Source organism: Acidihalobacter yilgarnensis (genome assembly GCF_001753245.1).
In the GTDB taxonomy this organism is placed as follows: Bacteria; Pseudomonadota; Gammaproteobacteria; order DSM-5130; family Acidihalobacteraceae; genus Acidihalobacter; species Acidihalobacter yilgarnensis.
The window spans coordinates 593,961-618,517 of sequence record NZ_CP017415.1; the positions used below are offsets into that span (position 1 = coordinate 593,961).

General features: G+C 63.2%; 27 protein-coding genes. 19 read left to right on the plus strand and 8 right to left on the minus strand.

From position 1 onward, the window contains the following. Positions 1-26 precede the first annotated feature (26 nt). The 5 genes from BI364_RS02885 to trxC all read left to right on the plus strand — a co-directional run bounded on the left by BI364_RS02885 (position 27) and on the right by trxC (position 3,082). The gene (locus BI364_RS02885) at positions 27-659 is read left to right on the plus strand and encodes a LysE family translocator (protein ID WP_197495812.1); all 633 of its coding nucleotides are present in this window, start codon (positions 27-29) and stop codon (positions 657-659) included. 313 nt (positions 660-972) lie between these two features. Next, positions 973-1,929: a DnaJ C-terminal domain-containing protein gene (locus BI364_RS02890; RefSeq protein ID WP_070077476.1), complete on the plus strand. Its 957-nt coding sequence runs from the start codon at positions 973-975 to the stop codon at positions 1,927-1,929. Continuing rightward, positions 1,926-2,240 (plus strand): chaperone modulator CbpM, encoded by a 315-nt coding sequence (locus BI364_RS02895; protein ID WP_070077477.1) that lies wholly within the window; start codon positions 1,926-1,928, stop codon positions 2,238-2,240. Before BI364_RS02890 ends, BI364_RS02895 begins: the two co-directional genes overlap by 4 nt. Positions 2,241-2,394: 154 nt before the next feature. Further along, positions 2,395-2,607 carry a hypothetical protein gene (locus BI364_RS02900; protein ID WP_070077478.1) on the plus strand — a complete coding sequence of 71 codons (213 nt, stop codon included), beginning with the start codon at positions 2,395-2,397 and terminating at the stop codon, positions 2,605-2,607. 37 nt (positions 2,608-2,644) lie between these two features. Then, positions 2,645-3,082, plus strand: coding sequence for a thioredoxin TrxC (gene trxC, locus BI364_RS02905; RefSeq protein WP_070077479.1), 438 nt, complete (start codon positions 2,645-2,647; stop codon positions 3,080-3,082). On the opposite strand, the gene BI364_RS02910 is transcribed toward trxC, so the two are convergent. Both BI364_RS02910 and BI364_RS02915 read right to left on the minus strand, forming a co-directional pair. After that, on the minus strand, positions 3,079-3,591 hold the full coding sequence (locus BI364_RS02910; protein WP_070077480.1) for an Lrp/AsnC family transcriptional regulator: 513 nt from the start codon (positions 3,589-3,591) through the stop codon (positions 3,079-3,081). The two genes, trxC and BI364_RS02910, sit on opposite strands and share 4 nt — an antisense overlap. Before the next feature lie 50 nt (positions 3,592-3,641). Continuing rightward, positions 3,642-4,646 (minus strand): succinylglutamate desuccinylase/aspartoacylase domain-containing protein, encoded by a 1,005-nt coding sequence (locus BI364_RS02915; protein ID WP_070077481.1) that lies wholly within the window; start codon positions 4,644-4,646, stop codon positions 3,642-3,644. Between the two features lie 316 nt (positions 4,647-4,962). On the opposite strand from BI364_RS02915, the gene BI364_RS02920 reads away from it, so the two are divergent. From BI364_RS02920 to BI364_RS02940, 5 genes are all read left to right on the plus strand, one after another. After that, positions 4,963-6,438 carry an NAD-dependent succinate-semialdehyde dehydrogenase gene (locus tag BI364_RS02920; protein WP_070077482.1) on the plus strand — a complete coding sequence of 492 codons (1,476 nt, stop codon included), beginning with the start codon at positions 4,963-4,965 and terminating at the stop codon, positions 6,436-6,438. Between the two features lie 22 nt (positions 6,439-6,460). Continuing rightward, positions 6,461-7,897, plus strand: coding sequence for an aminotransferase (locus BI364_RS02925; protein ID WP_070077483.1), 1,437 nt, complete (start codon positions 6,461-6,463; stop codon positions 7,895-7,897). Continuing rightward, positions 7,887-8,873, plus strand: a complete 987-nt coding sequence (gene eutB / locus BI364_RS02930) for a hydroxyectoine utilization dehydratase EutB (protein ID WP_070077484.1) — start codon at positions 7,887-7,889, stop codon at positions 8,871-8,873. The genes BI364_RS02925 and eutB overlap by 11 nt, the downstream gene beginning before the upstream one ends. Position 8,874: 1 nt before the next feature. Next, on the plus strand, positions 8,875-9,864 hold the full coding sequence (locus BI364_RS02935) for a cyclodeaminase (protein WP_070077485.1): 990 nt from the start codon (positions 8,875-8,877) through the stop codon (positions 9,862-9,864). Positions 9,865-9,939: 75 nt separating this feature from the next. Continuing rightward, on the plus strand, positions 9,940-11,190 hold the full coding sequence (locus tag BI364_RS02940) for a M24 family metallopeptidase (RefSeq protein ID WP_083251119.1): 1,251 nt from the start codon (positions 9,940-9,942) through the stop codon (positions 11,188-11,190). A 19-nt stretch (positions 11,191-11,209) separates the two neighbouring features. Here BI364_RS02940 and BI364_RS02945 read toward each other — a convergent pair whose 3' ends face one another. After that, positions 11,210-12,181, minus strand: coding sequence for a phosphatase domain-containing protein (locus BI364_RS02945; protein WP_156782602.1), 972 nt, complete (start codon positions 12,179-12,181; stop codon positions 11,210-11,212). A gap of 219 nt (positions 12,182-12,400) precedes the next feature. Between BI364_RS02945 and BI364_RS02950 the strand changes: the two genes are divergently transcribed. Next, complete coding sequence (locus BI364_RS02950) at positions 12,401-13,885, plus strand: Do family serine endopeptidase (protein WP_070079844.1); 1,485 nt, start codon at positions 12,401-12,403, stop codon at positions 13,883-13,885. A gap of 130 nt (positions 13,886-14,015) precedes the next feature. Next, a complete protein-coding gene (locus tag BI364_RS02955) occupies positions 14,016-14,615 on the plus strand; it encodes a DUF938 domain-containing protein (protein WP_070077487.1) in 600 nt (199 codons plus the stop codon). Positions 14,616-15,003: 388 nt separating this feature from the next. On the opposite strand, the gene BI364_RS17200 is transcribed toward BI364_RS02955, so the two are convergent. Further along, positions 15,004-15,723, minus strand: a complete 720-nt coding sequence (locus tag BI364_RS17200) for a PEP-CTERM sorting domain-containing protein (protein WP_083251120.1) — start codon at positions 15,721-15,723, stop codon at positions 15,004-15,006. Positions 15,724-16,075: 352 nt separating this feature from the next. Between BI364_RS17200 and BI364_RS17205 the strand changes: the two genes are divergently transcribed. From BI364_RS17205 to BI364_RS02980, 3 genes are all read left to right on the plus strand, one after another. Then, a complete protein-coding gene (locus BI364_RS17205) occupies positions 16,076-16,762 on the plus strand; it encodes a flagellar brake protein (RefSeq protein WP_197495813.1) in 687 nt (228 codons plus the stop codon). A 198-nt stretch (positions 16,763-16,960) separates the two neighbouring features. Beyond that, a complete protein-coding gene (locus BI364_RS02975; RefSeq protein ID WP_197495814.1) occupies positions 16,961-17,659 on the plus strand; it encodes a YoaK family protein in 699 nt (232 codons plus the stop codon). Further along, positions 17,656-18,060: a GFA family protein gene (locus tag BI364_RS02980; protein WP_070077491.1), complete on the plus strand. Its 405-nt coding sequence runs from the start codon at positions 17,656-17,658 to the stop codon at positions 18,058-18,060. The genes BI364_RS02975 and BI364_RS02980 overlap by 4 nt, the downstream gene beginning before the upstream one ends. A 33-nt stretch (positions 18,061-18,093) precedes the next feature. Here BI364_RS02980 and BI364_RS02985 read toward each other — a convergent pair whose 3' ends face one another. The 3 genes from BI364_RS02985 to BI364_RS02995 form a co-directional block, all read right to left on the minus strand. Further along, a complete protein-coding gene (locus BI364_RS02985; protein WP_070077492.1) occupies positions 18,094-19,029 on the minus strand; it encodes an AEC family transporter in 936 nt (311 codons plus the stop codon). After that, positions 19,026-19,718 (minus strand): GntR family transcriptional regulator, encoded by a 693-nt coding sequence (locus BI364_RS02990; protein WP_070079846.1) that lies wholly within the window; start codon positions 19,716-19,718, stop codon positions 19,026-19,028. Before BI364_RS02990 ends, BI364_RS02985 begins: the two co-directional genes overlap by 4 nt. Positions 19,719-19,927: 209 nt before the next feature. Continuing rightward, on the minus strand, positions 19,928-20,875 hold the full coding sequence (locus BI364_RS02995; protein WP_070077493.1) for an NAD-dependent epimerase/dehydratase family protein: 948 nt from the start codon (positions 20,873-20,875) through the stop codon (positions 19,928-19,930). Positions 20,876-20,984: 109 nt separating this feature from the next. Between BI364_RS02995 and BI364_RS03000 the strand changes: the two genes are divergently transcribed. Together BI364_RS03000 and BI364_RS03005 are read left to right on the plus strand one after the other, a co-directional pair. Further along, the gene (locus BI364_RS03000; RefSeq protein ID WP_070077494.1) at positions 20,985-21,887 is read left to right on the plus strand and encodes a LysR family transcriptional regulator; all 903 of its coding nucleotides are present in this window, start codon (positions 20,985-20,987) and stop codon (positions 21,885-21,887) included. A 99-nt stretch (positions 21,888-21,986) separates the two neighbouring features. Then, positions 21,987-22,454, plus strand: a complete 468-nt coding sequence (locus BI364_RS03005; protein WP_070077495.1) for a peroxiredoxin — start codon at positions 21,987-21,989, stop codon at positions 22,452-22,454. Positions 22,455-22,520: 66 nt separating this feature from the next. On the opposite strand, the gene BI364_RS03010 is transcribed toward BI364_RS03005, so the two are convergent. Beyond that, on the minus strand, positions 22,521-23,270 hold the full coding sequence (locus BI364_RS03010; protein WP_070077496.1) for a ferredoxin--NADP reductase: 750 nt from the start codon (positions 23,268-23,270) through the stop codon (positions 22,521-22,523). 130 nt (positions 23,271-23,400) lie between these two features. Between BI364_RS03010 and BI364_RS03015 the strand changes: the two genes are divergently transcribed. Then, positions 23,401-23,835 carry an acyl-CoA thioesterase gene (locus tag BI364_RS03015; protein ID WP_197495815.1) on the plus strand — a complete coding sequence of 145 codons (435 nt, stop codon included), beginning with the start codon at positions 23,401-23,403 and terminating at the stop codon, positions 23,833-23,835. Between the two features lies 1 nt (position 23,836). After that, positions 23,837-24,334: a GFA family protein gene (locus BI364_RS03020; RefSeq protein ID WP_070077498.1), complete on the plus strand. Its 498-nt coding sequence runs from the start codon at positions 23,837-23,839 to the stop codon at positions 24,332-24,334. Positions 24,335-24,557: the final 223 nt, after the last annotated feature.

Consider the following 24,557-nt stretch of genomic DNA (forward strand, 5'->3'; position numbering starts at 1 on the left):
TGGAAAACTCTGGCCCTGGAGGCTGAATGTCGCTGCCGCTATCCCATCTCGCCGGTTTCGGCCTCGTTAGCCTCGCTATGGTCCTGACCCCAGGACCGAACATGATCTATCTGGTGTCGCGCACGCTCTGTCAGGGACGGCGTGCGGGTCTGCTGTCGCTCGCCGGCGTGGCCACCGGCTTCATGTGTTACATGCTGTGCGCCGCGCTGGGCATCACCGCGTTGCTGATGGTCGTGCCCTATGCCTACGATGCGCTACGCGCGGCCGGCGCCGCCTATCTGTTGTTGCTTGCCTGGCAGGCGGTACGCCCCGGTGGACGTTCGCCGTTTCAGGTACGCGCCCTGCCTATTGAACGTGACGGCCGGCTGTATCTTTCCGGCCTGCTCACCAGCCTGCTCAATCCCAAGGCCGCGGTGCTCTCCCTCTCACTGTTGCCGCAATTCATGACGCCACATGGCGATGCGTTCATACAGTCGCTCGAACTCGGCTCAGCGCAGATCGCCATTAGCCTGACGGTGAATACTCTGATCGTCGTCGCTGCGGGCGCGGTCGCCGTTTTCCTGAGCGCCCGTCCAGGTTGGCTGATCGCGCAACGCTGGCTGATGGGGGTGGTGCTGTGTGGGCTGGCGCTTCGGCTGGCCTTCGACCGCCCTCAATAATACCGGCCGATCATCGAGACGCGTGGCCAGGGACGGAGGCTGTGAAAATCAGGTATATCCCTCGAATAAACAACCGCGCGTTTTAAGCGTGAAAACGCAGAGCGCCTGAAGATCGGTTTTGATACTGTGCAGCGCATGTCGCCATGGTTTGGCACGCCGTCATGGGCCTTGTCCGCGCAGTTTTGGTCGAATCTTCAATCGTGTGAACAGGCACACATTCGTCGGGAACTTGATCCCGGTCGTCGCACGACTGCTTGGCGTCTCCCATAATCCTTAAGATGGATATCGCGCAACGGTGCGAGGGCGGACAGGCATGGAATTCAAAGACTACTATCGGACCCTCGGCGTATCGAAGGATGCGACACAGGACGAGATCAAGCGGGCCTACCGCAAGCAGGCGCGCAAGTATCATCCGGACGTGAGCAAGGAGGAGGACGCCGAGGCGCGCTTCAAGGAAGTGAACGAGGCCAACGAGGTGCTCAAGGACCCGGAGAAGCGCGCCGCCTACGATCAGCTCGGCGCCGACTGGAAGTCAGGGCAGGACTTCCGGCCGCCACCGGACTGGAATCAAGGCTTCGAGTATCACGATGTCGACCCTGAGGCTGCGGCGCAGTTCAGCGACTTTTTCGAGAGCCTGTTTGGCGGCAATTACGCCGGTGGCCATGGCCGTCGTGCCCATGGGGCGCACTATCATGCGCGCGGCGAGGATAGTCATGCGCGGATATTCATCGAACTGGAAGATGCCTATCACGGCGCGACCCGTGCTCTTGCGCTCAAGCATACCGAGCTGGGGGAGGACGGGCGTCCGCACGTGGTCGAGCGGACATTGAACGTTCGTATCCCCGGGGGCGTGCGCGAAGGGCAGATGATTCGCCTCGCTGGCCAGGGTGGGCCAGGGCTCGGAGAAGGGGGGGCGGGAGACCTCTATCTGGAGGTGGTCTTCCGGCCGCATGCGCTTTATCGCACCGAGGGACGCGATGTCTACCTTACGCTGCCGGTCGCGCCCTGGGAGGCAGCGCTGGGCGCGAGCGTGCAGGCGCCGACACCCGCCGGCCGCGTCGATCTGAAGATTCCCGCCCACTCGGCCGGCGGGCGGCGCCTGAGACTCAAGGGCCGCGGCATTCCCGGCGAGCCGGCGGGCGATCTGTACGTGGTGCTGGCGATTGCGTTGCCGCCGGCTGATACCGATGCCGCGCGCGAGGCCTACCGGGCCTGTGAGCGGGCCATGCCCTTCGATCCGAGGGCTCAGCTTGAAGGAGGGCGCTCATGACACGCGAACCGTTGACGCCGTTGAGCGGCGAGTTGATCGGCGATGAGCTGGAATTGACGCTGACCGAGTTGTGCATCACCTGCGGTGCGTCGAGCGAGCACATCGTCGAGCTGGCTGAGGAAGGTATTGTCAGCCCGCTGGGCGGCGATGTGCCGGCTTGGCGCTTTCGCGTTATCGAGGTTCGTCGTGTGTACCGCGCGCTGCGCCTGCAGCGCGATCTCGGCGTCAACGTAGCCGGTGCCGCGCTCGCGCTGGAGTTGCTAGATGAGATCGAGGCCCTGCGGGCGCGCCTGGGTACGCCGGGGAGCTGAGTGCGGTGGCAGGTTACATCGATGTGCGGGCCTTGCGACGATGTGCTTGGCGCTAGGTGCCGCAAGCCGTCGTGTTGCTGGCCGTCATGGCCAATTTCCCGACCCTATTCGGTTCGATGTTGTGGGAGGCGGCTGGTCTGGTACTGTTGGTCGGATGGTCGATCGTATCCTGCGGCCGGTGCCGCCGCCAGAGCTGGCGACGCGTCGTTTCGGTGTCGTGCCGGAGGGGTCGCAGCAGTTATTTGGCCTGTGGTCGCTGCAGGCCGAATTCAGGCCAACGCCCGGCGGACCCGCCGCCGATTCCGGTAACGGGCACCCGCTATTCCATTCCGCTCGTCACGCCACCTCGGTGGGTTTCTGTTTCTGAGCGATTTGTTTCCGTAATCTGACGATGAGGTTATTCCGTGAGCGATTCACTGCATATCGTTTGTCCGCACTGTGATGCGATTAACCGCATCTCCGCTCCCCGGCTGAGCGATGGTCCGAAGTGCGGGGGGTGCCATCGCCCACTGTTCACGGGCGAGCCACTGTCGCTCTCAGGCGAGCGTTTCAACAAGCACGTTGCGCGCAGCGACATCCAACTGCTGGTGGACTTCTGGGCGCCCTGGTGCGGTCCCTGCCGGATGATGGCGCCGTACTTCGCCGAAGCAGCGGCGCAGCTTGAACCGCACATGCGTCTGGTGAAGGTGGATACCGAGGCCGAGCCTGCACTGGGCGCGCAGTTTTCGATCCGCAGTATCCCGACGCTGGCCTTGTTCAAGTGCGGACGCGAGGCGGCGCGCCAAGCCGGTGCAATGGGGGTGGCCGACATCGTGCGCTGGGCGCGTGCCAATGGGGCCTAATCGGTTTCCGGCTCGCCGCGCCGGCGGCTGGTCCAGAAGCGCTCCAGCGGAAATTGCCCCACCTGTTTGACGGTGCGGGTGACGACGTAGGTGAAATAGCGCTCGACGCCCATGCCGTCTTCCAGCCAAGCGTCGATCATGCTCTGGTAGGCGGCGATGTCGTCGGCCACGACTAGCAGCAAATAATCGAAGCCACCGGCGACCGCGTAGCAGGTCAGTACCTCCGGACGCTGCCCGACCGCGCCCTCGAAGCGCACGAAATCCTCCGCGCGGTGCCGGCTGAGCGTCACCTCGACCAGGAAGTGCGCCACGTCGAGCAGCTCGCTGATGGCCACCTCTGCGTGATAGCCGAGGATGAAGCCCTCGCGCTCGAGACGGCGCAAGCGCTCCCAGCAGGGGGTGGGCGAAAGGTGGATCGCTTCTGCGAGACGCAGCTTGGACATGCGCCCGTCGCGCTGCAGCGCGGACAGGATGGCCAGGTCGTAACGGTCCAGGCGCGCACGTCGCATCGTTCAACCCTGGGCCGGCCACGCGCCGGCGGTGGTTCTGCGTATGAAACTCATGGTCTTCGCTTGTCGTCGTGGCCGATCACGGCCAGCGTGTCGCCGCGCGCCACGCCGCCGCGCGCCGCCCGGCACACGAGGATACCATCCCGCGGCGCGTGCAGCGGCAGCGGCGCCTGTAACGGGGTGTCGATGTCGTACAGCTGCGCGATGGTCTGCCCCGCTTCGACCGTATCGCAGACCTCGACGAGCGGTTCGAGGAGTCCGTCGCGCAGCGCCATCACGTAGCCGTCCTCTGGCACCTCCAGAAAGCGCGTCGGCGTTGGTGTCTGCGGGGCGTCGTCGATCATGCCGAGCGCGACGAGACAGCGCAGCAGGCCTTCGTGAGCCAGGGTCACGGTGGCGGGCGTGACACCACCGCCGCCGCCGAGTTCGGTCGACAGGAAGGGCAGGCCCATAGCCTCGGCCGCGCTGTCTAGCTCGCCAACGCTATCCAGCTCAGTCAGTACCTGGGTGAAGGGAGCGGCGAAGGCCTCGGCAAGCGCACGCGTCGCCGCCCGCTGGGTTGGATCCGAGAGGTGATGGATGACCGCGCTGGGGGCGAAGCGCAGGGTACTGCCCCCGGAGTGGATGTCGATCACCGCGTCGGCGAGCGGTAGCAGTTGCGAATGCATCCAGTGCGCGATGGCTGCAGTAGGGCCGCCGTCTGCATGGCCGGGGAAGCTGCGATTCATATTGGTGCCATCCAGCGGCGACAGTCGCTTGCCCGCCTTGAGCGCGGGGTAGCACAGCGCCGGTAGGGCGAGAATACGCCCGCGCAGCGGTGCGTCGGCCAGACCCTGCAACAGACGCATGATGCCGAGCGGGCCTTCGTATTCGTCGCCATGGCTCGCGCCGCTGAGCACCAGCGTCGGCCCCGGCGCGCCGACGCACGCGACGATCGGTGTGAGCAAGCGTCCCCAGGCGGAGGTGTCGGTAGACAAGGGTAGGTGCAGATTGCCGGCACGCAGGCCGGGAGCATCCAGGTCGATATCGCAATGTACGCGGCTGTTGCCGTTCATGATTTTCTCCCGTGTGATGGCATCAAGAAACCGTGATGCTGCCGGCGAGTCAAGCGCCGTGCGTGTGGCGGGCTGCACGGTCGCGGGCGCGACAGACGGTAACCGCTGGCGCAGCGCCTTGTTTGTGCTGATTTTATGGTCTTACATGTCGGCGACCGGTCCAATTTGAAGCGGTACTACAGGGAGAACTCTCCGCCAGAGCGCGGGGCTAAAGACCACGGTGTTGCCTGGTCGCGGCCATACTGTATGGCAGGAGTGCCGGCATAGCGTCGGTATCGTTTCGTGCATTCGTACACCGTCATCCGGAGGGCGCCATATGACCGCACAAGCCATCAGTCGCGACCTTGCCACAGGCCTTGCTGAACCCGATCTCTGGCGTGAACGGGATTGGGTCGCGGGAGAATGGATCGCCGAGGGCGGACGTATTCCGGTTAGCGACCCTGCCACCGGCGAAACCTTGGGTCATGTGCCTGCAGTCGGTCCGGCAGTGATGCGTCGCGCCATCGATGCCGCGTCCGAGGCGCTGCCGGCCTGGGCGGCGTTGACGCCGGACGCGCGGGCCGAGCGTCTGCTGGCCTGGTACGAGGGCATGCGCCGTCATCGCGAGGATCTTGCGCGCATCATGACGTTGGAGGAAGGCAAACCCCTGGCCGAGGCACGCGGCGAGATCGACTACGCCGCCAGCTTCGTGCGCTGGTTCGCCGAGGAGGGTCGGCGCGCCTACGGCGAAACCATTCCCAGCCACCTGCCGGGGAGCCACCTGAGCACGGTACGTCGGCCCATTGGCGTTACCGCCGCGATCACACCCTGGAATTTCCCTTCGGCGATGGTGACGCGCAAGGCTGCCGCCGCGCTTGCCGCCGGCTGCCCGATGATCGTGCGACCGGCGAGCGAGACCCCGTTTTCGGCCCTGGCGCTCGCGCGTCTCGCCGAGCTGGCTGGCATTCCCGGCGGGGTCTTCCAGGTCGTCACCGGCGACGGCCGCACGCTTGCGGCCGAGCTGATGCGCGACGTGCGCGTGCGGGGGCTGAGCTTCACGGGTTCCACCGAGGTCGGCAAGGCCCTGATTCGCCAGTCGGCGGACACGGTCAAGCGACTGACCCTGGAGCTTGGGGGCAATGCGCCGTTTATCGTATTCGACGATGTCGATCTTGATGCCGCGGTCGCGGGCGCGATGGCGGCCAAGTTCCAGACCTCCGGCGAAGACTGCCTAGCCGCCAATCGCATTCTCGTGCAGCGGCCACTCTACGCGCGCTTTCTCGAACGCTTCGCCGCGGCCGCATCGCGCCTGCGTGTCGGCCACGGCCTGGATCGCGATACCGAGATCGGCCCGCTGATCGACGAACGCGCGGTGGCCAAGGCGGCGGCGCACGTCGCCGATGCGCGCCGCCTCGGCGCCCGCATACTTGCTGGCGGCGAGGCGCTCGGCGGCAATTTCTACGCGCCGACCGTGGTCGCCGATGTTACGCCAGAAATGGCCTTGTTCCGCGAAGAGACCTTCTCGCCAGTCGCCGCCGTGATGCCCTTCGACGATGAGGCCGAGGCGATCCGCCTGGCCAACGACACCGAGTACGGCTTGGTCGCGTACTGCTATACGGATGGTCTTGCCCGCGCCGCACGCGTCGGCGAAGCGCTTGATTACGGCATGGTGGCAATCAATTGCGCCAAATTGACCGGCCCGCCGATCCCCTTCGGTGGCGTCAAACAGTCCGGTCAGGGACGTGAAGGCTCGCGCCATGGCCTCGACGAATACAGCGAAATTAAATACACCTGTCTCGCCCTGCCGGCGTGAGACGTACCCACTGGAGGACATCATGACCCTGGAAGCCACTACTCCCCGTGACAGCGCCGCTCTGGCCGAGCTAGAAGCTGCCGACCGCGCCTACGTGTTGCATCCGTCCACTCAGCTCAAGGCTCACGCCCACGGCTTGTCGGGCGGCCCGCAGATCATCACCGGCGGCCAGGGCGCGACCATCCGCGACGCCCACGGCAATGAATTTCTCGACGGCTTCGCCGGTCTGTACTGCGTCAACATCGGTTACGGCCGCACCGAGGTGGCCGATGCCATTTCGCGACAGGCGCATGCACTGGCCTATTATCACAGCTACGCCGGCTACTCGAACGAGCCGCTGATCGAGTTGTCCGAGCGCTTGATCCGCATGGCGCCTGCGGGTATGAGCCGGGTGTATTACGGCCTGTCCGGTTCGGATGCCAATGAGACCCAGATCAAGCTGGTCTGGTACTACAACAACATCCTTGGCCGCACCACCAAGAAGAAGATCATCTCGCGCCACCGCGCCTACCACGGTTCCGGTGTGATGACCGGTAGCCTGACCGGCCTGCCGGTGTTCCATCAGGCTTTTGATCTGCCGATGCCGCAGATTCGGCATACGCTCACGCCGCACTACTACCGGCGCGAGGACGCCGGCATGAGCGAGCTGGAGTTCTCGCAGTACTGCGCTGACGAGTTGGAGCGCATGATTCTCGAGGAGGGCCCGGACACGGTCGCGGCCTTTATCGGCGAGCCGGTGCTCGGCACCGGCGGCATCATTCCGCCGCCCGAGGGTTACTGGGAAGCGATCCAGGCGGTGTTGCACCGCTACGACATCCTGCTCATCGCCGACGAAGTGATCACCGGTTTCGGTCGCCTGGGCACCCCCTTCGGTTGCGATCGTTACGGCATCGAACCCGACCTGATGACCCTGGCGAAGGGACTGACCAGTGCCTACGCGCCGTTGTCTGCGGTGATGGTCGGCGACCGCGTGTGGCGGGTACTTGAGGAAGGCGCCGACCGTCTCGGCGCGCTGGGCCATGGCTGGACCTATTCCGGCCACCCGCTGGGCACGGCGGCTGCGCTGGCCAATCTCGACATCATCGAGCGTGAAGGCTTGATCGAAAAGGCGCGCACCACCGGCGACTACCTGCTTTCCAGTTTGCGCGAGGCACTCAAGGATTCGCCCATCGTTGGCGAGGTCCGTGGCGCCGGCATGCTGGCCGCGGTCGAATTCGCACGCGACCCAGCGGCGCGTCTGCCGTTCGCGCCCAAGTATAAGGTCGGTGTGCACGTGTACGAGGCTTGCCGTGCGCGCGGCGTGCTCGCTCGCGCCATGCCGCATGGCGACATCCTCGGTTTCGCGCCGCCACTGGTGCTGACCCATGCCGAGGCCGATCGCATCATCGAGACCACACGCGAGGCCGTGGCCGCCGTGACCGACGACCTGAGCAATCAGGGCGCGCTGAGTGGCGGCTGAGGCAGGCACGCCGACTCCGGCCGACGTCTACCGCGCCCGCGCCCGCATCGCCGGGCGTGTGGCGCGCACGCCGCTGCTGTCCTCGCCGCGTCTGGCGCGCGCGTGCGGTGCTGACACGGTGTCGCTCAAGCTGGAGATGCTGCAGCTCAGCGGGGCCTTCAAGTTGCGCGGGGCAACCAATGCCTTGCTGGCGTTGGCGCCCGAGGTTTGCGCGCGCGGTGTGGTCACCGCTTCCACCGGCAACCACGGTCGCGCGTTGGCCTACGCGGCGCGCGCCGAGGGCGTCGCCTGCACCGTCTGCCTGTCCGGGCTTGTGCCCGAAAACAAAGCGGCGGCCGTGCGGGAGCTGGGTGCTGAGGTCGTGCGTACCGGCGATGACCAGGACGCCGCCGTGGCCGAGGCGCTGCGCCTCGCGGCCGAGCACGGTTTCAGCTATATCCCGCCCTTCGACCACGCCGAGGTGATCGCCGGGCAGGGGACCATCGGCCTGGAGCTGCTGGAGGACGCACCGGATCTCGACACCGTGATCGTGCCGCTGTCCGGCGGAGGACTGCTCGCCGGTGTCGCCTTGATCGTCAAGGCGATCAATCCCGCTGTGCATATCGTCGGTGTCAGTCCGGAACGCGGCGCGGCGATGATCGAGAGCCTGCGTGCCGGGTATCCGGTCGAGGTCGCCGAGGAGGGCACCCTGGCCGATAGCCTCGGCGGCGGCATTGGCCTGGACAATCGCCATACCTTCGCTCTCGTGCGTGGGCTGGTGGACGAGGTCGTGCAAGTGTCGGAAGGGGAAATTGCCGCCGCCATGCGGGGGCTCTACCGCCACGAGCGCCTTGTCACCGAGGGCGCGGCGGCAGTCGGCGCGGCACTGCTCGCGCGCGGCGGAGTACCCGGTGGCGGTGGCCGCGTGGCGGCTCTGATCACCGGCAACAACGTCGATATGGACGCATTCACCCGCCTCGTGCGCGAGAACGACTGACATGAGTGTACTGATCCTGACCGAGCGCGAGTTGCGCCGACTCGTACCCCTGAATCTGGCCGCGATCGGCGCCGCCGAGCAGGCGTTTCGCGCCCTTGGCGAGGGTCGAGCCATCCAGCCGCCGGTGCTGGCGCTGGAGATCGCGCCGCGCAATGCTGAAGTCGATATCAAGACCGCCTACATCGACGGCCTGCCGCAGCTTGCGATCAAGGCTTCCTCAGGCTTTTTCGATAACCCGGCACGCGGCCTGCCCAGCCTGTCCGGCTTCATGGCGGTGCTCGACGCCGAGACCGGGCGCATGGCCGCGATCTTGCTGGACAACGGCTATCTCACGGATCTGCGTACCGCCGCCGCCGGCGCACTGGCGGCGCGTACCTTGGCGCGTCCCGACGCCCGCATTGCCGGCGTGCTTGGCTGTGGCCTGCAGGCGCGGCTACAGATCGAGGCGCTTGCCCTGGTGCGCCCGCTCGAACGCGTGCTGGTGTGGGCGCGCGATGGTGTGGCCGCGCGAGCTTATGCGGCCGAGATGAGCGGCCGTCTTGGCATCTTGGTCGAGTCCCGCGATACGGCCGAGGCCGTGGTGCGCGAGGCGGAGATCGTCGTCACCACCACGCCCGCGCGCGCGCCGATCGTGCAGGTCGAATGGCTACATCCGGGCTTGCACCTGACCGCGATGGGATCGGATGCGTACTACAAGAACGAAATCGCCCCCGCTGCCGTCGCGCGGGCTGATTGCTTCGTCTGCGACGTGGCTGTCCAGAGCCTCGCCCTCGGCGAGCTGGGGCCGGCGGTGGCGGCTGGTGCCATGCCCGCTGACACCGCGCCTGCCGAGCTGGGCGTGGTGCTTTGCGGGCAGGTGCCGGGCCGCGGCGGTGACGAAGCGATCACGCTCTGCGATCTGACCGGCACTGGTGCTCAGGATACCGCGATCGCTGCATATGCACTGGCGCGTGCGCGCGAAGCGGGGTACGGTCTGAGCATTGGGGACTGAAGCGCTGAAGCGAGGCCCGACGCGGAGAGGGGGCCGGCACCGAGGCCGGTGGAAGATAGATCGAGAGGCTAATGCATGACGAGTGAAACCCCCTACCAGCATGCCAGTGCAGTGTCACCGGTCGGCTGTCCCGCGCGCCACAACGGTACCTGGCCGCTGACCTTCAGCCCGCTGGAATACGCCGATCGTCTGCTGCGCACCAAGACGCTGATGAAGGCGCAGGGCATCGAGGTGCTGCTGGTCTTCGACCCGGCCAACATGAATTACCTGACCGGTTACGATGGCTGGTCCTTTTATGTGCCGCAGCTCATTGTGGTGGCTCTGGCGGAGCCGGAGCCGCTGTGGATCGGGCGCGGCATCGACCTCAACGGTGCGCGCGAGACGACCTACGTCGACGATGGCAACATTTATGCCTACTCGGATCGCTACGTGCATCACGACCATCGCCATCCGATGGATTTCGTGGCGCACATCCTGCGCGAGCGCGAGCTGGATAATGCCCGCATCGGCCTGGATATGGACAGCTACTACTTCTCCGCACGCGGCTTTGAAGTGCTGCGTCGCCAGCTGCCACACGCAAACTTCACCGACGTCACCCGGCTGATCTCCGGCCTGCGCTCGATCAAATCGCCGCAAGAACTCGAATACATGCGCCAGGCCGGGCAGATTATGCAGCGCGTGATGAAGGTCGCGCTCGGGCACATCGAGCCCGGCATTCGCCAGTGTGACGCCGTGGGTGAAATCTATCGCGCACAGATGCGCGGGACCCAGGCCTACGGCGGCGACTATCCGGCCATCGCGCCTATGCTACCTACCGGGCGCGGCACCTCCAGTCCCCACCTGACCTGGACCGACAAGCCTTTCGTACGCGACGAGGCGTGCATCCTGGAGCTGGCCGCCGCGCGTTACCATTACCATTGCCCGATGGCGCGCACCGTGTACATGGGCTCGCCGCCCAAGCGCCTGGTGGACGCGGCGATGATCGTCGCCGACGGCGTGCAGGCCGCGCTGGAGGCGGTCAAGCCGGGCGCCACCTGCGAGGCCATCGAGGCGGCTTGGCGCTCGGTGACCGCGCCGCGCGGCATCGTCAAGGAATCGCGCATTGGCTATTCCATGGGCTTGAACTACCCGCCCGACTGGGGCGAGCACACCATGAGCCTGCGTCCTGGCGACCGTTCCGTGCTCGAACCGGGCATGACCTTCCATCTCATCCCTGGCATCTGGATGGACGACTGGGGCGTGGAGATTTCCGAGAGCTTCGTGGTCACCGCCGACGGCCACGAGCTGCTCGCGCCGTTCCCGCGCAAGCTGTTCATCAAGCCCTGAGGGCGCAGGTGAGCAAACCCTAGAAATAGCCTTCCTGCTCGGCGACGGCGTTGACCAGCGCGCGGCCGCCGTCGAGGCTGTTACTGATGCCGTGGCGGTGGTCGATCCACCAGCGCGCCTCGGTCTGCGCCTCCAGGTAGGCCGTCGCCCGCGCGATACCCTGTTTGATTGTGCGCCAGTGGTCTGGGTCTTCGCGCTCGGCCTCGGCATCGACGCGCGCGACCCAGACGGTGAGCTTGTCGATACCGCCGAAGGCGGATAGGCGCACGCCCTCGGCCCAGGCGACCTGTTTTTCGGAGCCCTCCAGCGGCGGTAGCCCGCGTGCCTGCGCGGCGAGGCGCGCGGTGGCGGCCTGTCGCGCGCGTTCGGCTTCGGCTTCCTCCGCCTGGCAGAGCAGGCAGGCACCGGCGGTGAGCTGCTGAATGCGGTCGGCCCAGGTGTAATCGTCGTCGCCGTAGAAGGGGTAGAGCGTCACGTGCTCGCAGGCGTGACGGACGGTCTTGAGCTCGAACTGCTCGCGGGTGGCGCCATTGCCTTGGTTTGGCCCGAAGAGCGTGCAAGGGATGCCGCGCGCGGTGTAGTCGCGCGCAACATCCAAGTGTTGCGCCGACTCGTAGACGCGGCGGATGCGCCGCCCGGCGTAGTGCCGCTCGATCACTTCGGTCTTGAAGGCCAGTGCCGGGCGGCGATCGTGCTCGGGGCGCAGCCACAGGGCGTCGTGTGTGATCTGCCAGTCGTGCAGCCATTGCTTCGTCTGCACGCGTACGGCGGCGCTACGTCCGCTCAGCAGGACTACCGGCGTGCCTGCCTCGCGGGCCTGGTTGAGGCGGTGAATCAGTGGCAAATTGGGCATGTCGTCGATACAGGCCGCGTGGAAAGCCGCCCAGTCACGCTCGCCGGACTCATTGTGCAGGTGATGCAAACGATGTTCGACCAAGGCAAGCACGCCGTCGAGGCCGCAAATCGCGATTTCTTCGGCATCCTCGTTCATCGTGATATCCCCCTTGCGGATACCGCCGTGCGCGGCAGATGCGTAAAAACGGGTAAAGCTTTGCGGTGTCGGCACAGACTGAAATCGCCGGCAGACCGCGCGGTATCTGACTTTTCCGCATTTACAGACAAATCAGCGAGGGATGATGCTCTGGAACCCCTGCAGCGGATTTCTGTCCATCGGCCAGACATGCGTTTGCCAGACAGGGAGAAAAACATCATGAAAAGGACAACTCTATCGCTGCGGTCACGGCGGACACCGGGTATGTGGTTCACCGCATTATTGGCGGTGATCTTCGGGCTTGGCGTGGGCGCGACCGGTTGGGTGTACGCGGGTACCCGCGATCTGCCTATCCATCCGAACACCTCACCTCAGAGCCAGTTGGTCAATTTGCCGAACTTGACGCCCATCATCAAGCGCGTCGGCGATACCGTGGTCAATATCAGCAGCACCAGCTCGAAGGTGGTCAACGCAGGGCCGCGCGATCCGTTCCCACCGAACTCGCCGTTTCATCAGTTCTTCCGGCAGTTCATGGCGCCGGGCGGGCAGCACCATGAGAAGGTGAGCGATCTGGGCTCGGGCTTCATCCTCAGCCCCAATGGTTACATCGTCACCGCCGGGCACGTGGTACGCGGCGCCAGCCATATCATAGTGACCCTGACCAACCATCATACTTATCCGGCTAAGCTAGTCGGCCTGTCGGTGCGCTACGATACCGCGCTGCTCAAGATCGATGCGCACGGTCTGCCTACCGCGCCCATTGGCAACTCCGATAATCTCCAGGTAGGGCAATGGTTACTCGCGGTCGGCGCACCGTTCGGCTTTTTCAACACGGTGACCCAAGGCGTGGTCAGCGCGGTTAACCGCACGCTGCCGCACGACGACGAATACATCCCTTTCATTCAGAGTGACGTGCCCATCAACCCCGGCAACTCGGGTGGTCCGCTGTTCAACATGTCCGGTCAGGTGGTCGGCATCAACGACCAGATATACACCAGTAGTGGCGGTTATATGGGCTTGTCGTTCTCCATCCCGATCGATGCCGTGATGCACGTGGTGGACGACTTCAAGCAACATAAGCCGGTGCAGTTCGGCTGGCTGGGTGTCGAGGTTCAGGATGTGAGCACGCAGATGGCGAAGGCCCTCAACCTCAAAGAGCCGGTGGGCGCGCTGGTTGCCTCGATTTCGCATCACAGCCCCGCGACCAAGGCCGGTCTCAAGCCCGGCGACGTCATCGTGACCTTCAACGGCAAGCCGATCGACAACGTCGGTCAACTGCCGCCGATGGTGGGTAACACCATGCCCGGCACACAAGTCGATATCGGCATCCTGCGCGATGGCAAGCCGATGACCCTGCATGCCACCGTGGGTGTGTTGCCGCAGCATGGCGACGGCAGCGGATCGACCGCGGGCGGCAACATCTCGCGGCTGCATATCCAGGTCCAATCACTGACGTCGAAGGAGAAAAAGCATCTCGGCGTCGATCATGGCGTGTTGGTCATCGGCGTCGGTGAAGGGCCGGCCGCCGAGGCAGGCATCACACCCGGCATGGCGATTCTGGACCTCGCTGGGCATCCGATCGACACACCCGAACAGCTGCGCCATCTGGTCGATAGTCTACCGGCCGGGCACTCCATCGCGGTACGCGTACGCCAGGGCAATCAGAGCTTGTTCACCGCCATCATCCTGCCGCCGGCCCATTAATCCGGTTGCAGGTCTGTAAACCGCGCGGCGGTGTCCTGGTGGGCGCCGCCGCGCGCTTGTTTCCGGCGTACGGATGTTACGCTTGCGCCTCGTTGTCACCCTCGCGCGCACCCTTGCTAGGAATCTGCCTATGTCCAATCACAAACCTTACTCCGAATCCAGTGAACAGAACCGGATGCCGATCCTCGCCGTCTTGAGGCGTCTATTCGCGGCTTCTGGCCGCCTGCTCGAAATCGGTAGCGGCACGGGTCAGCACGCCGTGTATTTCTCCACCGATCTGCCACATCTAGCCTGGCAGCCCAGCGACGTCGCCGAAAACCTCCCCGGTATCCGTGCCTGGCGTGACGCGGCCGGTCTCGACAATCTGCTCGAACCCGTTGTCCTGGATGTGAGGCAGCGCCCCTGGCCGATCGAGGCTGCCGATTATGTCTATTCGGCCAACACCGCCCACATCATGTCCTGGCCTGCCGTTGGTGACTTTATTGCCGGCGTTGGCGAAGTGCTTGCGCCCGGCGGCCGCTTCGCGCTCTACGGCCCCTTCAATTACGGTGGGCAATTCACCAGCGAGAGCAATGCCCGCTTCGATGTCTGGCTCAAGGGCCGTGATCCGCAGAGCGGTGTACGCGACTTCGAGGCCGTGGACGCGCTGGCCATCGCCGCCGGTTTACGGTTGCTGGAGGATATTGAGATGCCGGCGAACAACCGGGTGTTGTGCTGGGAGCGGGTTTGAGTGGCGGAACATACAGGAGGAGCTTTTCGCTGAATGACGTATTTTGTGGCGATAAATGTTCCGTATGATTCGTGCCAGGAGAGGGAAACTCACCGCTGCTGGTTGATCGCCTTCGAATGACGGGAGGGCGTCCAGAAACCGTGCAGTATTCGTTCTGATAAGGTTTATCAGTGTGAAATCCGGAGTTCTAATCGCGGCCTGGCGGATGGCCAAAACCATGTTTCTAGAATGGTTTTCGTGGGCGTGACTTGTAACAACTCAATATTCGATGCCGACGATTTCGCCGAGGTACTGAATTGTCGATGACCGACCTGGATTGATATTCATGGCCGCACAGGAAATCGGCGGCGCCCCTCCCTCTAAGAGCGCCGCCTACGGCCTTAATCTATTAGCTCGCCTTGCGGGCCTTGCGGCGACGTGCCAAATAGGACACGCCCAGTAGGCCAATGCCGAACATGCCAAGGCTGGCGGGTTCTGGGACAGGTACAGTATGGGTGACGTTAAATGTAACGAAGTTGCCGCCCAAGGCATTGTAGTCCTGTGTGGTCGAGAAGTTGAACAGAGCTTGGCTGCCGTTCCAGGTGCCTGTACTAGCTGCTCCGCCCAAGCTGCCGGACGCGTAAGCAACGCTTTGGATGGGTGACACAAAATTAAAATTACTCAGGTCGATCGAGAATGAACCTGGTCCGGCACCAGCGGTTGATCCGTAAAAAGAAAATGTAATCGTGTCCAGTGTCGGAGATACGTTGGCGAATGAAAAGCCGCCCGACACCCCTGAATTGTAGGCGCAATTGGGCGCTGTAATAGTGGATCCAACACAGAATCCTGGGTTGCCTGGGTCGGTATAAGTGCCCGCTGACGCGTTGATCACGGTGTTGCCGGTACTGGAGGTGGTAAATGAGTATGTCGAACCGACAATCGTGGAACTACTGATTAGTGTTGCGTCGGCGACGGCCGAGAAGCTTAGCGTTATCGCTGCCAGCAAACTAAGGGTCAGGGATTTTGCGTATTTCATTTTTTCTCCAGTGTTCCAGATTGAGAGGCTTTTTTTCGAAGTCTGACGACCAAAGCAATTACCATGCCGATATTTATTTTCCATATAAAACATTATGTTGTGATTCTGTGTGTTTGGGATCTGTAAGTATTTCCGACACCAATGTGTAGAGGCTGGTGTTAAGACCGATATCCATGATGTCCTGACGGTGGCCTATAACCGCTTTCGGCTATTGCCATGGCATGTGATTTGCTATGGTTTGCGCGTTAAGCGGTCGTCCAGGTGACAAGTATGTCGATGGGGCGGGTGGATGAGTCCTGCGGACTCTTGCCGATATCAGAAATCTAATCGAAGTGAACTTGTGGTATCTATTTGGACCACAGCGTGGGCTGTGGTCTGTAAAAATTTTATTTTAATGAAGCGGCGGCGAACTATCGGCAGTCGCGTAACGAGCGAGAATCTAGGTGTGAATCAACAACAGGATGTTGCTGAAATAAAAAAATGGTCGGAAGAATCAACTACCGAAAATATCGCTGCTGTTTTGATGGGAGGGTTGAAGGTTTTTGTTCAGATTCCGCCTTACACGACACGTTTTGAGGCGAGCGTGCTGGGCTGTGTGTCCGATGAGTATTTAATATTCAGGACTGCCAGGGACAAGGCGTCTGGCGCACCGACAATCCCGCCGAGGGTGGGCGATAAGGTCGTCGTGCGTTTTTTGGTCGATGGCGTTGCGTATGGGTTCTTGAGCTCTGTGGTTCACGCAATTTCAATACCAGAGCCATTGCTGTTCATGCAGTATCCGGATGCGATCAAGCAAGTGAGTGTCAGACAGCACAAGCGCTTGGCCTGCCGCCTGCCGTGTACGCTGACTAACGATGCGGGTCAAAAGGAAACCGTGTTATTGCTGGACATTTCCGAGCAGGGCGCGAAGATTGCGTGCAGGGAACAGTCGGTGGAAGGGCATGATTCAGGTACGCCGGTCGGGCTGGAACTGACATTGCCGGGGCCGCATGGCATGCAGGCGATGATCGGAAAAATCGTTCGAATTACACAGCAAGGCAAGGCGAGTATTGCAGGCGTCGTGTTCGATCAGCCATATCCGGAATTGCTGGCAAATTTGTATGCGATTCTTTGTCTCGATCAATTGTTGTGAGTATTCAACGTACGCGTTGTAAATCTGACTGCGGCGGGTCGGCATGATGCGATTTCGCGTGCGGCAATGTGATGCCAATGCTTCAAATATGGGTAGCCGGGCCCGATATGCACCATGAGGGCACGCCCAGCGGTACGAGACGATGACTTCCGATGGGAGACCTCGAACGTGAGCCTCTGAACGCGATATGCTGCGCGCATGCCCTACACACCCTTACCGGCGCACGGTACCGCAGGCCAGGACGATGCCGCGACGATGGTATTGTTCCTCGTGGCTGGGTTGCTGGCCGCGCTGGCCGGCTATGTCAATGCCGTGATGCTCAGCTATGCCGGTCTGCCGGTCAGTCACATGAGTGGACCGGCCACCTTGCTGGGGATCGATTTGGGACATCTTGAGCTTCATCGCTTGTTGCTGTTGCTCGGGATCATGTCGGGTTTTCTGCTTGGCGCGATGGCAAGCGGTCTGATGATTTCATCCACTGTGCTGCGGCCGGGGCGAAGTTATGGCGTCGCGTTGCTCATCGAGGGGGGGTTGCTGGGCCTGGCCTCTTTGAGCGCGACGTTCGGCCATATGCCGCTGTCGCTGATGTTGGCGGCGATGGCTTGCGGATTGCAAAATGCGTTGGCTGCGAGTTACCGCGGGCTAACGCTGAGAACGACGCATGTGACCGGTATCGTGACGGATATTGGGGTGTTGCTGGCACATCGGTTACGGCGCAAGCAAATCAAGACCTGGAAGCTGCTTCTGTTGGTATTTATTCTGGTGGGTTTCATCGCAGGCGGCTTCGGTGGTGTGCTGGCGTTCATGCGGTGGGGCGCGCAGGCGTTGAATTTATCTGCCGCACTTTGTCTGTTGATCGCGGTGGTCTATCTGCCGCGACAGGCGAAGTCGGAATGATCGAAGGTGGTTGCCACTGCGGCGCATGTCGCTACCAACTCGATATCGACGCACTCGACGACGTGGCGGTGTGCCACTGTTCCGTATGCCGGCGTAGTAGTGGGGGGACGCACGTTACTTGGGCGACCGTGCCACTGGGGGACTTCAGGTGGACGCGTGACGCACCGTTTTGTTACAGGCCTTCCTGCGGCGGCGAGCGTTATTTCTGTCCGGCCTGTGGCGCGCAGATGGCCTTGTGGACGCCGCTCGCGTCGGAAACGATCGATGTCAGTGTGGTCACGCTGGATCAGGCGGACCGTTTCCCGCCGGATAGGCATATTTGGATTGGTAGCCGGCTGGCCTGGGTGTCGCTGAACGACGGTCTGGCACGGGAGGATGAGGAAATTTATCCGCATGAGTGATCGCGCGGCGACGTGGTCGGCGGTGGATATTTTTCAGCCGGTGCCGAGCCAGGCAGCCAATCCCGAGATGGTCAGCACCGAGATCAGCGTCGAATAGAGGATTGCGTGAGAGGCAATACCGGCCTCGCGGTCGTAGAACTTGGCGAGCATGAACGGCCCGGTGCCGACCGGCAGGGCGCTCATCAGTAGCGCGGTGTGCGACCAGACCGCCGGCATGTCGAAAACCCACAAGGCGAGCAGGCCGGTCACCAGCGGCTGCAACACCAGCTTGAGTCCAACGATGCGCCAGACGCTGCCGCGATTTCGTCCGGGCTGGCGGCGCGAGAGAAACAGTCCGATGGTGACCAGCGCGCAAGGGCTGGCGGCGGCACCGAGCAGGCTGGTGAAACGTAGTACGGGTTCCGGCAGCGGCAGCCCGGTGAGCGCGTAGATCAGGCCCAGCAATGGCGATAGCAACAGCGGGTTGCGCAGCAGCGAACGACCGACCTGGCGGAGGGTGCGGCCGAGGTTTGGGTTCTGCTGCAGGTCGGTCTCGATGAGCACGATGGCGGCACCGAACAACACGGTGGCGGTGATCAGTGTAGCGATGATGGCCGGCGGCAAGCTGTCCTTGCCGAACAGGATCAGGCACAGCGGGATGCCCATGTAGCCGGTGTTGGCGTAGGCCGCGCTCAGGCCTTCCAGGCTGAGATCGGCCAGGCGTCGGCCCGGTGAACGGCCGAGCAGCAAGGCGACGACGAAGGTCACGGTGACGCCACCGCCGAAGGCGATCAGAAATCCCGGGTGATCGACCTCCTGCCAAGTAATTTGTGCCATGGCCTGAAACAGCAGCGCGGGCAGGGCGAGCCAGACCACGAAGTTGTTCAGGCTGTCGGTTGCGGCTGCACCGAGCAGGCCGCGCCGGCCGGTAATGAAGCCGGCGAGAATGAGGGCGAACACAGGTAGTACGGAGCCCAATACGGAGGTCATGGACGATCTCCCGGCCCTGTTTGACGTGACTCCAGGCGCCGAATCATGCTTGCGCCGGCACGTGCGGCATGAGTGCGCGCGGCCTCGGCTGCCGTGTGCTCGTCGCCATCTAAAATGTGGCGCAGGATCAGCGTATGTTCGTCCCAGGTGCGGCGCGCGGCGCCGCTCTCACGCAGGACCACGGCCATGGCGCGCATCAGATGGGGCCAGTGCGGCGCGATCACCGCTTCGATTTCTGGGTTTCCGGAGGCGCGATAGAGCGCGGTGTGGAACGCGCGGTCGGCACTCAGCAGCGTGGCCGCCGGGGGTGCGCCATCGCCGTCCGTGCCTGAGAAAGGTTGTTCCAACGCGTTGCGCTCGGCTTCGGACAGCGCGCCGGCACCCGCACGGCGGGCGGCGAGCCGGGCCGCGAGCGCGTCCAGGGCCTCGCGCACCTCGTATCGCTGGCGGATGCGTTCGGGGTCGATCTCGGCCACGGCCAGTCCCTTGCGCCCACTTTCCTGTACCAGTCCGTCGCGCTTGAGCAGCTGCAGGGCATGGCTGACCGGCTGACGTGAGACACCAAGGCGTTCGGCTAGCTCGGCCTGACGCAGACGCTCGCCGGGTGCCAGATCGAGTGTGCAAATGGCGTCACGCAGCGTCTCGTAGACCTGGTCGATCAGGGCGGGGTGTGCGGGGAGGCTTAGCATGATCGCTTCGGAATTCTGAATTCCGAAATCATGGCGACCAGGCGTGAGGCTGTCAACCATAGTTGAGCGTGCCCGCCGACGCGGTTTCATTCCTCATGCCCAAGGCGTCGTGCGCGGTCCAACTCGCGACACGCGCAAGCGGCGATACCATGAGCGGGAAGGCGTCACGGTTCTACGGTGACGATCTAGAAATCGTCAATCGTCAATCGTCAATCGGCATTGCCTTGCTCGATATCCATTGCCCAAGACCGGCGCAATGCCTCGCCCAGCGGCGTATGCGTTGTCGTGAGACCTATTTCGCACAATTTGCGGTCGTCGAGATGGATCTCGCAGCGCCATAGATAACGCATTTCGAGTACGCCGCGTGCCAATGGCGAAAATGGCGCAAGCAGGTGCAATGGCCACCAGCGCATCGGGTGCAGCACCACCGGCTGACCGCTGATCGCCTGTAAGGCTGCCGCGATTTCGGCGAGGCTGGCGCGGTGCCCATGAAAGTGGAATAGGTTCCAGGCGGGCAGATTGTCGCGGGTGGCGATGAGCGCGGTGGCTACGTTGGCTGCGTCCGGTAGGTAGGCCCAGGTGTGCGTCATGGCCGATGGCCCCGGCGTGGTGAGCCGGCAGCCGGATGCTTGCCGCCTGATCAGGTGGTGTAACCAGGCACTCGGGGCATGTGGTCCAAAAAAATCGCCCATGCGCAGGACGATCACGCGTGCGCCCCGGCGTGCCGCGCGTTCGAGCCTTGCCTCCATGGCCAGGCGCAGGCGCCCTTTGCCGGTCTGCGGGCACCGGGGCGAGGTCTCGTCGAAGATGGGGCCGTCGGCAGGGTCGAAGACGTAAACGTTGGCGGGGAACAGTATGGTCAACCCCCGAGATTCCGCGATGCGCGCGGTGACTTCGAGCATGGGTAGGGCCATGCCCCGCCAGCGATAATTCGATGGGTTGGCGGCATAGACGATCAGCTCGACGTCTTCGGTGGCCCGCCACACGGCATCGTGATCACGAGCATCGCCGCAGACGATTTCCGTGCCATCCAAGTGCGGTGGCAAGTGTGTGGGCTCGCGCATCAACGCGCGTAGCTGCCAGCCGTGTGCACGTAAGGCTTCGGCCGTGGCGGCCCCGAAGCCGCCGCTGATTCCCAGTATCAATGCCTTGGGCATGCAGTACTCCGCGAATATGGGCGCCGATTGACGCTGGATGTGTGGCGCTTAGCATCCACTATGTGTATATGTTGCGAAATAGACATTTTTGTCTGATGGATATGCGTATATGAATAGCATTGACTGGCGTTGGATACGTGCGTTTCTCGCGGTTGCGGAGACAGGCAGTCTCTCTGCCGCTGCGCGGGCGCTGGGTGTCTCGCAACCGACACTAAGCCGTGAGATGCAGGCGCTGGAGCAGACGACTGGCCTCAATCTGCTGCGTAGGACGACACAGGGCGTGACATTGACGGCTGCAGGTGAGCGCCTGATGGCGACGGCTGCACGGATGGGTGAGGCGGCCGACGGTTTTGCTCGCGAGGCTTCCGGTCTTTCGGCCGCGCCGGCGGGTGATGTGCGCATCAGTGTCAACGAGGTGCTCGGCACCTATCTGCTGCCGCTTGCACTGGCTGCCTTGCGCGTCCGTTACCCGGGTATTCGCGTGGACGTGGTCATCACCAATCGTGTTAGCAATTTGGGCCGGCGGGAGGCAGACATCGCCTTGCGCATGTTCCGCCCGGCTCAGTCCGACCTGGTGGTGCGTCGACTGCCAGATATACCGCTTGGTTTTTACGCGCATCGGAATTACGTGGCGCAACATGGCGACCCACGATCATGGGATGAGCTGGCGTGCCATAGCCTGATCGGCAACGATCAGGACCGGGATTTCATCGATGCGGCGGAGCGGCTGGGTTTGCCGATCGGGCGTGCGGATTTCAGTCTGCGTTGCGATCATCTGCCGGCGCAGATCGAGCTGGCGAGGGCTGGGGCGGGTATTTGTGCGATGCATACGGGGCTCGCGGCGCGCTGGCCGTCGCTGGTGCCGGTGATGAGTTGGTTATCGCTACCCCCGCTGTCGTGCTGGTGCGTAACACATCGGGATGTTCGTTACAGTGCGCCGATTGCCGTAACGATGCGGTTTTTGATCGAATGGTTCGCCGATGACCCCTACGCGCATGTCGGGGGGATATGATCGATTGGTGCGCGGGTACGGCATGGCGTGCGTTGCATGGCAGAATGCCGCAGGGTATCCCGCAGAGTACCGAACCACCCACCTTGAGGAGTGACGAACATGCTTGAAACGGGACAGATGGCACCCGCCTTCGACACGATCGATCAGAACGGCACGCCGGTTGCGTTGGCAGATTTTGCGGGGCGGCAGCATGTGGTGCTGTATTTCTATCCCAAGGACGACACGCCAGGCTGCACCATCGAGGCGAACGATTTCACACGATTGGCCGACGATTTCACGGCTGCTGGCGCCGCCGTGCTTGGCGTGAGCCGGGATTCCTGCGAGAGTCACCGCGGTTTCATCGACAAGTTTGGGTTGCGTATTGGCCTGTTGGCGGATACATCCGGCGAGTTGTGCGAACGCTACGGGGTCTGGCAGGAGAAGGAGAAGAACGGTGAGCGGCGCATGGGTATCGTGCGCTCGACGTTCATCATCGATCGAGATAGCCGGTTGGTCTATGCAGAATACGGGGTTGACCCCAACGGGCACGCAGCGGCGATGCTGGCGCGGGTGGCGCACCTCGGGTGACGCATCTGTAGACAGCCGCTTGGGTGCAGCCCTCCCGCGGCACCATACGGCGGGGAGGGTGTGGAATCAGTCTTCCTTGGCGAGAACGAAGGCCTTCTCGACGGTGAAGTTGCCGACACCCTTGTAGTTGGTCATCACCCAGCCCTTGTCTTCGAGGTGATCGGTCATTTCCTGATTCATGTGCGGGTTGCCGCAGAGCATGACGCGGTCGTGCTCTGGCTCGGGCGCGGGCAGACCGAGCATCTCGGTCAGCTCGCCGGAGCGGAACAGATCCGCGCCGCGACGGCACACCTCGAAGGGCTCCTGCGTGACCGTGGGGACGTAGCGCAGACGGTCATTGCACAGCGCCTCGATTTCGTGGCGGTAGGCCAGCTCCGGTGCCGTACGTACGGTATGCAGCAGGATGACGCGCTCGTGCTGCTCGAAGGTCGCCGGGTCGCGGATCAAGCTCATGAACGGTGCGAGTCCGGTGCCGGTGGCGAGCAGGTAGAGGTGGCGTCCGGGGCGCACATAGTCCAAGGTCAGGGAACCTGTGGCCTTGGTGTTGATCCAAATACCGTCGCCCTCGCCGATATGTGCCAGGCGGCTGGTCAGCGGGCCGTCCGGGACATGTATGCTGAGGAATTCGAGATGATCGGCGTCATTCGTCGAGACGATCGAGTAAGCGCGCGCGATCAGCTTGCCCTCTGGGCGCAGGCCGAGCGTGACGAATTCGCCGTTCTTGAACTGGAAATTTTCCGGGCGGGTGGTCGTGAGGCTAAAGGTTTTGTCCGACCATTTGCGGACGGAGGTGACTTGCTGTTCCGTGTAAGGCATTGAATACTTCCCGATTTCTCTTGGTCTGGCGGCGATTTGGCATGGTCGTGGAGCCTCGCCGCGGTTCAAGTCAGTCCGGTGCGCGCGCGGGTTGTCGGCGCATCGGGATATGTGCTTGGAGGTGCCTATTGTGACACCTGAAAGCGGGCGCTTCGAGGTGCGCCTGACGGTTACGCCGGCGGACATCGACGCCCTGGGCCATGTCAACAACGTAGTTTACCTCCGTTGGGTTCAGGATGCCGCAATCGCGCACTGGCGGGTGGTCGCCACCCCCGAACTGCGGGCTGCGTTGTTGTGGGTGGTGTTGCGTCACGAGATCGACTACAAACGGCCAGCCTACGAGGGCGATGCGATCCTGGCGCGGACCTGGGTCGGCGAGGCTTCGCGGCGGCGTTTCGTGCGTTATACCGAGCTGCTACGCGCCGCCGATGGCCGCTTACTGGCGCGCGCGCGAACCTTCTGGTGCCCCATCGACCGGCATACGCGCAAGGCCATAGCGGTGGGAGAGGAAGTGCGTACCTGCTTGTTGGCACCGATACCGGAACCAAGCGATACGGAGAACTGACATGTTGCTCGAAGGTGCTTGTCACTGCGGCGGTGTCCGCTTCACGGTCGAATCGGCTCAGCCCTATCCCTTCAACCGCTGCTACTGCTCGATTTGTCGCAAGACGGCGGGCGGTGGCGGATATGCCATCAACCTCGGCGCAGACAACGCCACGCTCAAGGTCGAGGGCCAGGAATATCTCACCGAATATCGACCGCTAATGCCTGATCCCGAGACCGGTGAGCGCCGGCCTGACCCGGGGCGACGCTATTTCTGCAGTCGTTGCGGTAGTGCGTTGTGGCTGTGGGATGCACGCTGGCCCGAGCTGGTACACCCGCTTGCCTCGGCCATCGATACACCGCTGCCGGTGCCGCCCGAACATACGCATCTGATGCTTGGCTCCAAGGCCGTTTGGGTGGAACCCGATTTTGGTCCACACGACCGATGCTTCGAGGTTTATCCGGATGAATCGCTGGCCGAATGGCATGCGCGCCTGGGGCTGACTTCATTCCGGGGCTGAGACCGGGTGCCTATGCGGGCACGCGCGGAAGAAGTCGCCCCCTGTTTTGAGTGACCTGGATTTCCCTGCATGGCCATGCCACTCAGCGGGTAGGAGATGTCGCGTTCTGTACGTTGGTAGTGAATGGCTTGGCAAGGGGCGATTCACCGCAGTGAAACCATGCCTCATGGTTTTGAGGCCATCGGTATGTACGGTTCCGCAGACCGCCATGGGCGGGCTTATG